The organism is Paenibacillus planticolens (assembly GCF_013141725.1).
Taxonomy (GTDB): Bacteria; Bacillota; Bacilli; order Paenibacillales; family NBRC-103111; genus Paenibacillus_E; species Paenibacillus_E planticolens.
The window spans coordinates 136,626-149,755 of sequence record NZ_WHNZ01000041.1; the positions used below are offsets into that span (position 1 = coordinate 136,626).

At 47.7% G+C, this 13,130-nt stretch carries 15 protein-coding genes; 3 read left to right on the forward strand and 12 right to left on the reverse strand.

All coding sequences use genetic code 11. The annotated features are described in order from the left end of the window. Positions 1-17 precede the first annotated feature (17 nt). The 7 genes from GC097_RS19155 to GC097_RS19185 all read right to left on the reverse strand — a co-directional run bounded on the left by GC097_RS19155 (position 18) and on the right by GC097_RS19185 (position 5,233). A complete protein-coding gene (locus GC097_RS19155) occupies positions 18-731 on the reverse strand; it encodes a hypothetical protein (protein ID WP_171684904.1) in 714 nt (237 codons plus the stop codon). 28 nt (positions 732-759) lie between these two features. Beyond that, positions 760-1,437: a polymer-forming cytoskeletal protein gene (locus tag GC097_RS19160; RefSeq protein ID WP_171684905.1), complete on the reverse strand. Its 678-nt coding sequence runs from the start codon at positions 1,435-1,437 to the stop codon at positions 760-762. Between the two features lie 13 nt (positions 1,438-1,450). Then, positions 1,451-2,080 (reverse strand): YhbD family protein, encoded by a 630-nt coding sequence (locus tag GC097_RS19165; RefSeq protein ID WP_171684906.1) that lies wholly within the window; start codon positions 2,078-2,080, stop codon positions 1,451-1,453. A gap of 118 nt (positions 2,081-2,198) precedes the next feature. Continuing rightward, positions 2,199-3,053 carry an SDR family oxidoreductase gene (locus GC097_RS19170; protein WP_171684907.1) on the reverse strand — a complete coding sequence of 285 codons (855 nt, stop codon included), beginning with the start codon at positions 3,051-3,053 and terminating at the stop codon, positions 2,199-2,201. A gap of 2 nt (positions 3,054-3,055) precedes the next feature. After that, the gene (gene uxuA, locus GC097_RS19175) at positions 3,056-4,138 is read right to left on the reverse strand and encodes a mannonate dehydratase (RefSeq protein ID WP_171684908.1); all 1,083 of its coding nucleotides are present in this window, start codon (positions 4,136-4,138) and stop codon (positions 3,056-3,058) included. A 22-nt stretch (positions 4,139-4,160) separates the two neighbouring features. Next, entirely contained in the window at positions 4,161-4,835 is a 675-nt protein-coding gene (locus GC097_RS19180; protein WP_312875700.1) for a GntR family transcriptional regulator, read from the reverse strand. Between the two features lie 134 nt (positions 4,836-4,969). Next, the gene (locus GC097_RS19185; RefSeq protein ID WP_171684909.1) at positions 4,970-5,233 is read right to left on the reverse strand and encodes a hypothetical protein; all 264 of its coding nucleotides are present in this window, start codon (positions 5,231-5,233) and stop codon (positions 4,970-4,972) included. 183 nt (positions 5,234-5,416) lie between these two features. Between GC097_RS19185 and rfbF the strand changes: the two genes are divergently transcribed. After that, positions 5,417-6,187 carry a glucose-1-phosphate cytidylyltransferase gene (gene rfbF, locus GC097_RS19190; protein WP_171684910.1) on the forward strand — a complete coding sequence of 257 codons (771 nt, stop codon included), beginning with the start codon at positions 5,417-5,419 and terminating at the stop codon, positions 6,185-6,187. A 41-nt stretch (positions 6,188-6,228) separates the two neighbouring features. Next, a complete protein-coding gene (locus GC097_RS19195; protein ID WP_171684911.1) occupies positions 6,229-7,230 on the forward strand; it encodes a glycosyltransferase family 2 protein in 1,002 nt (333 codons plus the stop codon). 424 nt (positions 7,231-7,654) lie between these two features. Here GC097_RS19195 and GC097_RS19200 read toward each other — a convergent pair whose 3' ends face one another. The 5 genes from GC097_RS19200 to rfbG are packed head-to-tail and all read right to left on the reverse strand — an operon-like array spanning position 7,655 to position 12,145. Continuing rightward, the gene (locus GC097_RS19200; RefSeq protein WP_171684912.1) at positions 7,655-8,785 is read right to left on the reverse strand and encodes a DegT/DnrJ/EryC1/StrS family aminotransferase; all 1,131 of its coding nucleotides are present in this window, start codon (positions 8,783-8,785) and stop codon (positions 7,655-7,657) included. Continuing rightward, positions 8,776-9,480: a GNAT family N-acetyltransferase gene (locus GC097_RS19205; RefSeq protein ID WP_171684913.1), complete on the reverse strand. Its 705-nt coding sequence runs from the start codon at positions 9,478-9,480 to the stop codon at positions 8,776-8,778. Before GC097_RS19205 ends, GC097_RS19200 begins: the two co-directional genes overlap by 10 nt. A gap of 7 nt (positions 9,481-9,487) precedes the next feature. Then, the gene (locus tag GC097_RS19210; RefSeq protein WP_171684914.1) at positions 9,488-10,492 is read right to left on the reverse strand and encodes a glycosyltransferase family 2 protein; all 1,005 of its coding nucleotides are present in this window, start codon (positions 10,490-10,492) and stop codon (positions 9,488-9,490) included. After that, on the reverse strand, positions 10,489-11,040 hold the full coding sequence (gene rfbC / locus GC097_RS19215; RefSeq protein WP_171684915.1) for a dTDP-4-dehydrorhamnose 3,5-epimerase: 552 nt from the start codon (positions 11,038-11,040) through the stop codon (positions 10,489-10,491). The genes GC097_RS19210 and rfbC overlap by 4 nt, the downstream gene beginning before the upstream one ends. Then, positions 11,030-12,145 (reverse strand): CDP-glucose 4,6-dehydratase, encoded by a 1,116-nt coding sequence (gene rfbG / locus GC097_RS19220; protein WP_171684916.1) that lies wholly within the window; start codon positions 12,143-12,145, stop codon positions 11,030-11,032. Before rfbG ends, rfbC begins: the two co-directional genes overlap by 11 nt. A gap of 200 nt (positions 12,146-12,345) precedes the next feature. On the opposite strand from rfbG, the gene GC097_RS19225 reads away from it, so the two are divergent. Then, positions 12,346-12,825: a hypothetical protein gene (locus GC097_RS19225; RefSeq protein ID WP_171684917.1), complete on the forward strand. Its 480-nt coding sequence runs from the start codon at positions 12,346-12,348 to the stop codon at positions 12,823-12,825. Positions 12,826-13,130 lie beyond the last annotated feature (305 nt).

Consider the following 13,130-nt stretch of genomic DNA (forward strand, 5'->3'; position numbering starts at 1 on the left):
TCCCTTCTGCCGAATCATTATTTTTTGCAGTTAGCGTGAATGACAGCGCCCTTCTTCCGCAGCAAACTTTCCTTATACTCCACCAGCTCAATTTCGCAGCCTGCGCCTATGGTCACGCGATTTCCGCGAACGATCCTGGCCTTTGTATGCTCCAGATCGATGTCGTCCCCTTCAATGACATCCGCCGTTAACTGTGCATCTGAAGCCGGCATGAAAAAGAAGCTGTAAGGGCTCAGCACACTCGCCTTCCGAATTCTTATTTTTTCGCCGCCAATTTCCTTGGCGCTCGAAATCCGGTACAGCTTGATATCCAGCTGCCCGGCATTCAGCAAGCCGCCGATTTCAAACATGCCCCTGGACTTGAACACCTCCGCTTCACAGTCGCCGACTGTCACAAGCTGCCCTCTCAACTCCATCCTGTCACTGTACAGGTCGCCTCGCGCTTCTATAGCCCCGGAGCCACTGATCCTGCCTATGTTGGCATCGCCGCCTACAGTCACCGTGCCTGAAATTTTGAGAGCCTCCCCTTGAACGCCACCAGTCCATGAACAAGTCCCTACGACACTCATGCGCTCGGCTTTCAAGCTTCCATCCATTTCCAGGGTGCCTACGCATCTCATCAGATTGCATTGAACGTCCCCTTCGATAATGCCTTCGCCGACAATTTTTACTTTATCGTATTGACCGCCTGTGGCCGTCGAACTGCCTGTAATCGTGAGATTTCCTTTCATCCTGTTTTCCTCCTTCCGTATCCGGAATCTATACTTTCTTATACTGCTTAACGGCAGAACTTTTGTCTTGATCAAACTTCAACGTATATTCAACCAGTCCGATCTCACAACCAGGTCCAATTTTCACATTCGCGCCCCGGACTACTTCAGCCGTTGTATAGGCGAGATCAATGTGATCTCCTTCAATCACTTGCGCCGTAAGCTTATTGCCAAAAGGCAAAGGCAGCACTCTCAGCCATTTGGCAAAATCAATGCCGGGCTGTTTGCGAATGCGGATCGTCTCCCCGCCAATTTCAGCAACGGAGCTGTTTCCGTGAACAGTGATGTGAATGGTATCCGCGTTCAAGGCACCCAACTGCAGCTTCCCGTCCGCATTGAACGTTTCCGCCTCGCAGCTCCCTTTGACAATGAGCGTTCCATTCATTTCCATGCTTTCCCCGACGAAATCCCCCTCGATCCGGACTCTCCCCTGGATTCGGGTGCGTGCGGCGTGCAGATCCCCCGCAATCACCGCTGATCCATTCATTTCCGCGCTTGCAGCTTTCACACTGCCCAGTACTTCCACTCTGCCATTCAAAATAAAGTCGGTACACGCAATGTCACCGTCTACTTTGCCGACTCCGTCAATTTTAGCATTCCGAACGATGCCTCCGTTGGAAGAGCCTATTCCGTTGATGATCAGGTTGCGGCTGCCATCTGAACGCATCCCATTCCCTCCTTCATATCGCTGTTATTCTCATCTTCAGCTCTTCCACTTTCTTGGCCATGTGAACCCGAAACACGACTTTCGCACTATTCTCCGCATACAGTTCACTGCCCGATGACACGAGCAGGAACAAAGACATTCCCATTTTTCGTATAAAAATCAAGTCGGAAGGCTTCCCCTCAAAACGGGGGTAGTTCTCGCTAAGTGTCTGGAGCAAGTGCTTGCCTTCATCCAGATTCATCTCGCCGGATTGCAAGCAGCAGTCAAGCAAATACAAATATAAGACTTGTTCGAAACTGTAGACCGCAGCAGGTCCCAAGAAAGGCTCCGCATATTCCGTGGTTATCTTCGAAACAATGTTTCGTTTAATTAACTCATTTGCATCTATACGCAGATCTGTCGGAACCGGCGAGAATACTTCAGCCAATTCATCTAGCGACAAATCATCTTTCATATTTTTAATTTTATCGATTCTGGCAAGCATCTGCCCCTTTGGGAAAAACGTTTCCTGCCCCGTAAACGCCGATTTCCGGATAAACCATTCTTCCGGCAGCAAGTTTTTGCGCTTCCAACGATATAATTGACCATAAGATATGCCTGTTAATTCCAATAAGTCTTTCTTTGAAATCAATTCCTCATCCAATTCGCAACCCTCCTTTAAAAACAATGTAACATAACATTGTTACGTTGTAAACGCAAAAAAAAGGAGTTAAGCAACCTATCTATGCTTAACTCCTTAACCATCTGTGACACACTTAATCTTATACGCCCGAATAAGCCATAAACCCGCCGTCCACCGGAATCGTAGCGCCCGTCACGAAGCCGGACAAGTTGGGGTCCGTCAGCCAAAGCAGCGTACCGAGCAGATCCTCAGGCTTGCCGAAGCGGCGCATCGGCGTATGAGAGATGATCTTGTGCGAGCGCTCGGTGAGCGTGCCATCTTCCTTAAGCAGCAGCTTCTCGTTCTGCTTCGTCAAGAAGAAACCCGGCGCAATCGCGTTGACGCGAATGCCGCTTTCGGCCATATGCACAGCCAGCCACTGCGTGAAGTTGTCGATGGCCGCTTTCGCAGCGCTGTAGGCCGGCACTTTGGTCATCGGCGAAGGCGCGCTCATGGATGAAATATTGATGACCGTCACGTCAGGCCGCCCGATCATCTGTTTCGTAAAAATTTGCGTCGGAATCAACGTTCCGACAAAGTTCAAATCAAGCACATTGCGGAACCCTGTTACGCTTAAATCGTAGAAAGTTTGAATGTCCGGATTGGACAAGTCTTCCAATTTGAAGATTTCGTTCGTCGTATTCGCGCTGGCATGATTGCCGCCGGCTCCGTTAATCAGAATATCGCAAGGTCCAAGGAGCTCCAAAACCATTTCCGCCGCTTTCGCCACACTTTCTGCATCCGTCACGTCGCATGACAACGCGATGGCTTCACCGCCTGCAGCGGCAATCTCAGCAGCAACTTCCTGCCCTTTCTCCACAGACCGGTTCAAAATCGCGATCCGTCCGCCCTGACGAGCCAGCTCAACCGCCATAACCCGGCACAGTACGCCGGCTCCTCCTGTAATAACGACAACTTTTCCTTGCAAAGCAGGAAATTGCGTAATACCCTTCATGTTTAGTCGACCTTCCTTTCCCCTAGTGAATGTCTGCGGTTTGCGTCCCATAATCCCCATAAATACATGATGCCGAGCGCGCGATCATAAAGCCCGTAACCGGGTCTGCACTGCTCGCCCCATATATGCCGTCCGTGATCCGGGCGGCAGTACCCCTCATAATCGTTCTCAGACAGCGCATTCACAATGCCTGCGATATCTACCGTTCCATCTGTTGTGCGGTGGGATGTTTCTATAAAGTCTCCATTATCATACACGCGGACATTACGAATATGCGCAAAAGGAATCCGGTCTGCAAACTCATGCACGATAGACACGATATCGTTCGCGGGGTTCGCTCCAAGCGATCCGCTGCACAACGTCAGACCGTTGTAAGGACTGTCAACGAGTCCCAAATAACGGCGAATATTCGCTTGACCGGTAATAAGCCGCGGCAGTCCGAAAATCGGCCAAGGCGGATCATCCGGGTGGATGGCCATGCGAATATCATGCTCAGCTGCAAACGGGATAATTTCATCGAGAAAATACTTGGCGTTTGCCCAAAGATGCTCTTCCGTCACATCCCGGTAAGCTTCGAACAATTCGCTGAGCCGCTCCAACCGCTCCGGTTCCCAGCCCGGCATAGTGAAATTCGGATTCGCGTTAATCCGCTTTACCTGCTCTTCTAAGTTGAGATGGGCGACTTTCTCTTTTTCATAAAACAGCGCGGTTGAGCCGTCCTCCAATTCCTTATGGAGATCTGTTCGCACCCAATCAAAAACAGGCATGAAATTATAGCAGATCACCTTAACGCCAACCTTCGCCAGCTTCGCGATCGTTTTCTTATAATTATCTATGTAGACATCACGGCTTGGCAGTCCCAACTTAATGTCCTCATGAATGTTGACGCTTTCTACAACCTTCATGTGAAGACCCGCCTTGTCCGCGACTTCCTTGATCTGCATGATTTTATCCATCGGCCACTCTTCACCGGCCGGAACGTCATGCAGTGCCCAAACAATTCCCTCTACGCCGGGAATTTGCTTGATTTGCCCAAGTGTCACGGTATCGTTGCCTTCTCCAAACCAGCGAAAAACCATTTTCATCGTCTATGCGCCTCCCTGCCATTCATTCTTTGAAGTACGTCGGAAATTTCTCTTTCAAAACGGTTTGATCAGCAATCGTGAGATGCAGATGCGTGTTCATCAATTGCTCAGCCTTCCCGCTTTCATGCCCCTCAATCGCTTCTACCATATGTTGATGCTGTTCATACAGCTCATCCCACCTGTGATCTGCCGCGAGTCTAAGCATACGGGTTCGGTTAAGATGAACGTTCACTTGCTGGATGACAGCCCATGTATTCAGCTTTTTGCACCCTTCGAAGATCGTTCGGTGGAACGCTTCATCAAGTTCGAACATCTTCTTGAAATCTTTCTCCCGCATCGACACTTGCTGATAAGCCAAATTCGACCGAAGCAGTTGCAGCGACTCCTGCGGAAAGCTTTCACAAGCCAGCATAATCACAGCCCGCTCCAGCTGTTCCCGGATAAAACGCGCCTCTTCCACACGCTCCAAATCGATAAGCGACACGACCGTGCCGCGCTGCGGATAAATATCAAGCAGTCCTTCTTGAGACAATTGAACGAAGCTCTCACGCACCGGTGTCCGGCTCACACCGAATTGCACGGAGATTTCCTTCTCCGAAATCCCGGTACCCGGCAGCAAATCCAGCATAAGAATTTGCTCTTTAAGCGCATGATATACGGCATCGCGCGTCGTACTAATGACGGGTTTGATAAACACAGTTGGCTTCACCTCCAATTTTCAAATGTTATTACCATACTACCATACAAGTGTGGTAGTGTGAAAGAGTTTTCATTTTACCAAATGAAAAAGACCGCGTCTTTGCTATGGAGCTGCAAAGTGGCGGTCTTTCTTTATTGAATCAAATACCTGATATAGGCAATCAGAGCTAACAAGCCTGCTATGATCGCAACGACGTAAAAGGAGGTGAGTCGCGCCCATTTTACCCCTGTCTTTTGGAAATAGCTGGTATCCCCTTCCCGATTTTTGCGAGAAAAGCCAATCATAAACGTTGTAACTAATCCGAATACCAAGATAAGCGAGAATATCGCATAGTACATATACATGTTCATTGTGACTACCCCATTTTGGTTTATTTGATCACCTGATGAACTCATTATAACGAAAAGTGGATGATCTTTCATCCTCCACTTCGGCTCTTTTTCAACCATCCAATTTCAGAATCCCCCTAGCCGCATGCACATTTATAGTTATCTATTTATAACTGTCTCTGTCAATTTCATGTGATTTACATATGATATAGCAAGCTAGTTTTAGAAACATAGAAAGGAGGAATGAGGATGAAAGTCGTAATTCTAGCTGGTGGACTTGGCACAAGATTTCGTGAAGAAACCATTACTAAGCCTAAACCTATGATTGCCATCGGTGAAAAGCCTATTCTATGGCATATTATGAAGATCTACTCATCGTACGGATATAATGAGTTTATTATTTGCCTGGGATATAAAGGTCACGTAATTAAAGACTTTTTTGCCGATTATTATATGAAAGAAGCCGATATGACGATTGATTTGCAAGGCCACTCAACTCACTACCTAACGTCACCGGCGGAGTCATGGCAAATTACGCTCGTACACACAGGCGATGAGACGATGACCGGGGGACGTATTAAGCGGATTCAGAAATATATCGGCGATGAGCCTTTCCTTTTAACGTATGGGGACGGACTGACGAACGTCAATATTCCCCAGGTTGTAAAATTTCATCAGGATCACGGCAAATTCGCCACACTGACAGCCGTGCAGCCTACGGCCAGATTTGGTTCCCTTGTTTTCGGCAAGGGCAATGAGATCACCAAATTCCAGGAAAAGCCTAGAGGCGAAGGCGGTTGGGTGAACGGCGGATTCTTTGTTTTGCAGCCTCAAGTTTTTGATTATATCGAGGGCGACCCGATCCATTTTGAAAAGGAGCCCTTAGAGCAATTAGCTGCCTCAGGCCAACTGCATGCCTATAAGCATGACGACTTCTGGTATGCAATGGACACGCTGCGGGATCAACAGCATTTGCAGAAAATTTGGGAGTCGGGACATGCTCCCTGGAAAATCTGGTAAGCCGCGGCACGGTTTAGACATGGTGTAAAAGGAGGCGTACGATGACACCACTTGTAAGCATTTTGCTGCCAACCTATGAGCGTCCGCAATATCTGGAACAAGCGCTGCTCAGCGCTCTAAACCAAACATATTCTCATATTGAAATTATCATTTGCGATAACAGTCGAGATGATACAACGGAGCAAGTGGTGCAATCGTACCTGCCCCCCCATAGCGGCTTCAACATCAAGTACGTAAGGAACGAAACGAACATCGGTCCGATTGCCAACCAGCATAAATGCTTCAAACTCGCATCAGGCGAGTATGTCAACTATTTAATGGATGACGACTTGTTTCATCCCAGAAAAATCGAGCTTATGGTTCCTTATTTGATCGAAGACCCGCAAATCGGGCTCGTGACCTCGCGGAAACAAATCATTGATGATTTGGGGGAGCCGGTACGTATCTTCCCGGATCCGCCTTTTCCATTATCGACTAAAAAAAAGACCGCGATCAATGGGCAAACTGTTATCAAAAGCATGCTGACCGACACGAAAAACTACATCGGCGAACCGACAGCGGTGCTTTTTCGAAAATCCGATCTGGTTGAGCCTTTCGGCACATTTGGCGGAAAACAAGCCTTTAACAATGTCGATGTCGCCTCCTGGATCGCTGTGCTTGCCAACAAGCATGCGGTATTTCTCAAAGAGCCGTTATGCTCTTTCCGCAAGCATCCCACACAATTAACCAACACGCTTTTGTCACGAATGGGGTGTCAGTGCGATTGGATAGACGCTACACTACTGGCTAGACAGCAAGATTTACTCAAAGACTCTTCCACTTTTGCCGAAATCGTCAGCAGATTGGGGAAAACCGTGCTGAACAATTTCCTCAAATGGAATGATGCTACCTATCATCTGTATGTGGACGAACTGTTGATGAGGGTGCGGCAGCTGATCTACGCTTGTGAGAAAAATAAAAAGCTGTCCAAACTGGCGAAAGATCTGAAAAAGCTCGCCGAACAACTCGAAACCAGAAAATTGATAAAATTATTCTCCTGGTGATGCCGGCATTAACCGAAATATGAAAAAGACCGCCCTTGGAATCCGAGTGGAGCGGTCTTTTTTGCTGATTTAATGATGTATTGCGAGAGTGGGAACTATGATCCCTTATTTTTCAGAAAATCAACATTTCTGCAAGTTAGGGGGAACTACGATCCTCTATTTACGCCATTTTGTCAAAATGGGAGCTTTTTCTGACGAATAAGACCCTGTAGTTCCACTTGCACTCAATAAACAGACCATGCAGCTCAAATAGCGCCCTGTAGTTCCCACAATTTTGCTCATCAATGACCTGGGAGAAGCTTTTCCTCAAAACCACTGGACAAAGGTTACAACTAACTTGCTCCGCGCCAAAAGCAAAGAAGTTAAGCACATACAAGTCGCTTAGCTTCTTTGACATTCAACGGCTCACATTTCTGCAATTCGCTTAAGGCGCATAAGATCCAGCACTCTCAAGGACATACGCAATCTCCTCATCCGTTAAATCAGGGAACAGCGGGAGCGTAACGAGTTCACGCCAAAGCGTATCCGCATTTGGTGTTTCTGCCTTATAGGGAACAAAAAGCGGATGCATCGTTAGCGGCATATAATGAACGCCGGTAGCCACCCCTTTTTTCTTCATGTGCAAAATAAACTGTTCTCTCTCCTTCACGCGAACGACAAATGCCCAGTACGAAGATTCGTGCAAGTTGTAAGGCAATGCTGGGCGCACATGTTTGCTGCCGGTAAGACCTGCCACATACTGACCGATAATCGCTTCTCTTCTCCGGTTCATCGCATCCAGTTTCGTTAATTGCACGAGACCGATGGACGCCATGAGATCATTCATATTGTACTTGTAGCCGATATCGGATATTTCGTAGTACCAGCTGTTGGCATCTGCGTGATACGAGGCGTTTTCCTCATAACGCTCCCAGGTGTCTTTGTTGATCCCGACCCAACGGGAATGGCGCAGCGGCCGCAGCAGCTCCGGATCCTGAGACGAAATCATCCCGCCGTCACCGGTTGTCATACATTTTTTTTCTTCAAAACTAAAGCATCCGATATCGCCCCAAGTGCCCAACGCTTTGCCTTTATATTTTCCCCCTGCCGAATGCGCCGTATCCTCAATGACTTTGAGCCCGCGCGCTTGAGCCCACGGCATCAGTTGGTCCATCGGGACGGGATGACCCATAAAGTGAACGGGAATGACAGCAACGCAGTCTTGATCGTATTTCCGTTCCAAATCTTCCATGCTGATGCCAAAAGTCGTCTCATCCGCATCGACAAACACCGGCACAAGCCCGTTATACAGAACCGCCATGGCAGTGGCGGCAAAAGTGACGACGGGGACCAGCACTTTTTTTCCTCGAGGGAATTTAAAAGCGGACAGTGCCAGATGAAGCGCAGCCGTGCAGGAATTGACGCCTACCGATTCCGCACAGCCAATATAGTCGCTCCATTTTTTCTCGAACTCGCCTACTCTGGGACCAAGTCCAAGCCAAGCTTTCTCAAATACTTGTTTAATGCTCTCCAGTTCTTCATCGCCAACGGATGGTTTGAACAGCCTTATGTCCACGTTTTTCCCTCCCCATTGTCCAAATCGATCTCATGCCCGAATCTGCGAATAAAAGCTTCCCGCGTAATCACCATCGTCACCATTTCCCGTTCCGGTTCACCGTCCGGCTGATCCTTAGTGGGAACCCAGCGGATCACTTCGCCTTCGATTTCCTTGCGCAGCGGTGTCCTCTGAACTTCCACAGCCCCTAAGGTCTCATAAATATGAATCGCGCGGGCATTATCCGAAAGCACATTGAGATAGCCTTTCAATACGCCTAATTCCCGTAAACTCCATCCTCCCAAAGTAAGCAGCGCATGCAGCACAATGTTGCCATACCGACCTTTACGCCCTCTAAGCAAGTTATCATATTCGCATGTTTTGGCCGTTTCATCGTAGTGCATAAGTCCGATTTGCCCGATTGGTGTATGGTCCTCATCTTCTATAATGAATAAAATCCGGTCATCCATATCGATGATCTGATGCTGTGCCCATGCCCGTGTTCCTTCCTCATTCGGAGGAAACTGCGTGGCAAACCACTGACCGGCGGCTACCCGCCATTCCATCAATGATTTAATAACATCCTCATGATCAATGGATTCATGGGTTAGTGGCCTGAGTCGGCCTTGAACTTTGCCATCGACGATGATGGGCAAACAATACGATAAAATCTGCTCGCCCCGCGCTTGTTTATAATCCCGAAGAATCGACCTCACAGCGCTATCACCCTTTCTTTTTCTTTGTCACATTCGTTGGCTGGATCAATTTCTTGATCGTATCCTGAAGAAGGGCAGGATTGAATGGCTGAACGGGTTTTGGGCTCGACTTTTGGTTCGTTTTCTTGAGTGAATTTTGCAGCAGTTTCTGGTTGATTTGCTGAAGGGTTTGTTGGTTCGTTCTTTGATTGTTTTTCAGGCCCTTCTTATCTTGCTGCTTCTCAAAGTCTTTGATCATTTTCTCTGTCGCATAGCCCTGCTGCACGGCAAAATATTTAAATGTTTCGATATCCATTTTGGCAACCTCTTTGGCCATCTCATGCTGTGACAATTGCTGCGAGTGATACCGCAAATAGCTGAGCGGCTGGACCATGTAGACGCCTTTTCCTCTGCTTAAAAGACTCAGCCAACTTGCCATGTCAACGGCAAAATAAGCCTGCCTGCCCAGCAGCACGCCAAAGGGCTCCAACAAATCTTTTCTGCGAAACAACACCGTTGTCGGCTCTCCTAAATAATTGATTTTGTCTTCAAGCATCCTCTTTGTCAGCACTCGGCCGTCGACAATGGTATCTCTCGGGTACAGTTGTTTGAAAGTTCCAAAAGGCGGAACATAAATTTGACGTCCTGTCGAGTTAATGACCCTTCTTTGCGATGTGACCATCGAAACGCCGGGATACTGTAATAAGTAGGCCATCATTTTTTGTATTTTTTGCGGGTGAAACAAGTCATCGTCCATTAAATAATTAATAAACTCACCCTTCGCCAAATTTAAGCTTTGCTGCTGATTCGCGATCGGACCCAAGTTTTCGGGATTTCTGACATACCTGATCTTCGAGCCGCCAGGCAAAGCCTGATACTTTCGTACCACAAGCTCCGTAGCATTGTTGTCGCTGTTATCGCTAACGACAATTTCAATATTGTCATACGTTTGGGCAAGAGCGCTCTTCAGCGCTTGTTCAAAATAATCCGGCCGATTGTACGTCGGAATAAGAATGCTCACGAGTGGATTCATCTCAATCTCTCCTTTGTCAATTTATCAAGCGGTAAAAGCTTTTGATCTTTTGCCGAAATAATCGGTTCTTGCACAGGCCATGGAATGTTAAGCGCAGGGTCGTTCCACAAAATTCCGCCTTCATGATCCGGTGAATACATATGGTCAACCTTGTAGACAACCTCGCAATTGTCCGACAACGTACAGAAACCATGAGCAAAACCCGGCGAAATATAAAGCATTGCAAAGTTATCTTCCGTTAACAGTTTGCTGTCGTAGCTTCCGAAGGTGGGGGAATCTGTTCTCACATCGACAAAAACATCCAGGATCGCACCCTTGCTGACCCAAATTAACTTGGTCTCGGCATGAGGCTTGAATTGAAAATGCAGCCCACGAATCGTCCCCTTTTGCCTTGAAAAGGAGCGGTTTTCTTGCAGCCAATTGCGGTGAAGACCATGCGCCATCATGATGTTTTGATCATACATGCGTGTAAAATAGCCCCGATGATCGTTGTTGGGAGTTAATGTAATGTCATAAATACCCTGGAGACGGCCAGGCTTAATGATCATGAAGCTCACTCCCCTCCACAAATTCTTGAATTTGTTTGGAACACAATTCCCGGCAATCTTCCTTGAGCTCGTAGCCTTTTACCCACTCAATGGACTTGGATATCGCCGTATCCAGATTCCAGCGCGGTGACCAGCCCAGGAGATTGCGTGACTTTGTGCAGTCTAACCGCAGAACATGAGCCTCATGAGGATGCTCAGCCTGATCGACCAGATAGGATGCCTGTCCTCCCCATTTGCTGCACAGATGGCTGACAACCTCTTCGACCGTGACCGTATCGCTGTCTTCAGGGCCGAAATTCCAAGCTTGCGCAAATTGGCTGTCTTCATATAAATGCTGCGCAAGCAGCAAGTAGCCATGAAGCGGTTCAAGCACATGCTGCCAAGGGCGTACGGCCTGCGGGTACCGGAGATTAACGGCATTCCCTTGAAGAATGGCCCTGAAGCAATCGGGAATGAGCCGATCCTCTGCCCAATCCCCGCCGCCGATCACATTGCCGGCTCTCACCGACGCGAGCGCGACCTTCGCGTTCGAATGGCCTGCTTCGTTCTCATAAATTTGGCGGTAACTAGAAACGATCAATTCCGTTAATGCTTTGCTGTTGGAGTAAGGATCGCCGCCGCCTAATCGGTCTGTTTCACGGTATCCTCTTGCCTCATCCAGTTGCGAGTAGCATTTATCGGTTGAAACGTGGATGACAGCCTTGACCGGTACCCCGCTTTTCACGGCTTGACGTACAGCCTCCAGCAGATTCACCGTCCCCATCGTATTAATCTCATAAGTTTCAATGGGATTCATGTACGATGCTCGAACTAGCGGTTGAGCCGCCAAGTGAAAAACGATGTCTGGAGCCGCTTCTTTAATTGCTGCGGTTAATGCCGGCATATTGCGGATATCTGCCGTGGTGGACGACACAATTTCCTCCATCCGGCAAAGTTCAAATAAACTAGGGTTTGTTGGCGGTTCTAAGGAATATCCCGTTACGTTGGCTCCCATGCCTTGCAGCCATAAGCTTAACCAAGTTCCTTTAAAGCCCGTATGACCTGTGACCAATACGTTCTTGCCCTTCCAGAAGTCGGCGTTGATCCGAATCCGGTGTTCTGGCATTGAATGCCCCCCCTTCCATATCAAGTCTGATAGAGAAACACCGTGCTTCTTATGTTTTTCATATCAAAGTATCGTATGTTCGCTAAAGACAACCCGAAAGTGGCAGAAATCTATTCTTTTAAAATAAAAATATTAAGCTATCATCCAATCACACCGGCAAGAACTTACATATGATAGCTACTAGAGAGGAGGGATTGCAGATGAGTCAACTTTTAGAAAAACTTGAAGAAATGCTTAAACAAATTCCAGGTGGAGTGACAGAAGGTCCAGTTGGCAATGTTTTGCAGAAGCTTGGCGAAATTCAAGCGGCTATGGATGCAAACATGGATGATCCAACAAGCTCCCAGTTACTCAACAAAATTAATGCCGAAATTAGCAAATTAAATTTAGGCGAAAGCACTTGGACAGATCTACAAAACGTTCTTAACCAAGTTAGAAGCTATGTCGGTCCAAACTTTCTTTCCGAAAACGGAGTTTCAGGGCTTTTCGATGGATTGCGTCAACTTGCTTCGCAAATTAACGTATCAAATCCAACTCCTGAAAGTCTTGCCGCAAACATGACATCACTTCGCGGACTAGCTGGTCAAGCCGAATCTTTCGTGCTTGGTCAAATGAAAGCCGTCAACTTCAACCAAGACACACTCGCAAACGTATTAAAGCAATTGAAAGTCCTTAAGTAAGCAAAAAAGAAGGTGTCCCAAAAGCCATGAAAATGGCAAGGGGCACCTTCTTTTTTAATTTTGCTGAGAATAAGGGAAGATTCCGAGGATCAGAATAGAAAAGTCTTGGGACCAGGTCGTTGCGCTAACAATACAGTTTCTTGGAGGAACTACAGGGCGCTGATATGAACGAAACCTGCAACTCCTGGCACGGAGTTCCTTTTTTAGACATCACCAAAGTAAGCCTGTCAAGTGTCTTTCTTTACAGGCGGCTCCTGTCTCTTCATACTGGATACTCGGTCCGGCTAATCATGCCGGACCCTGCT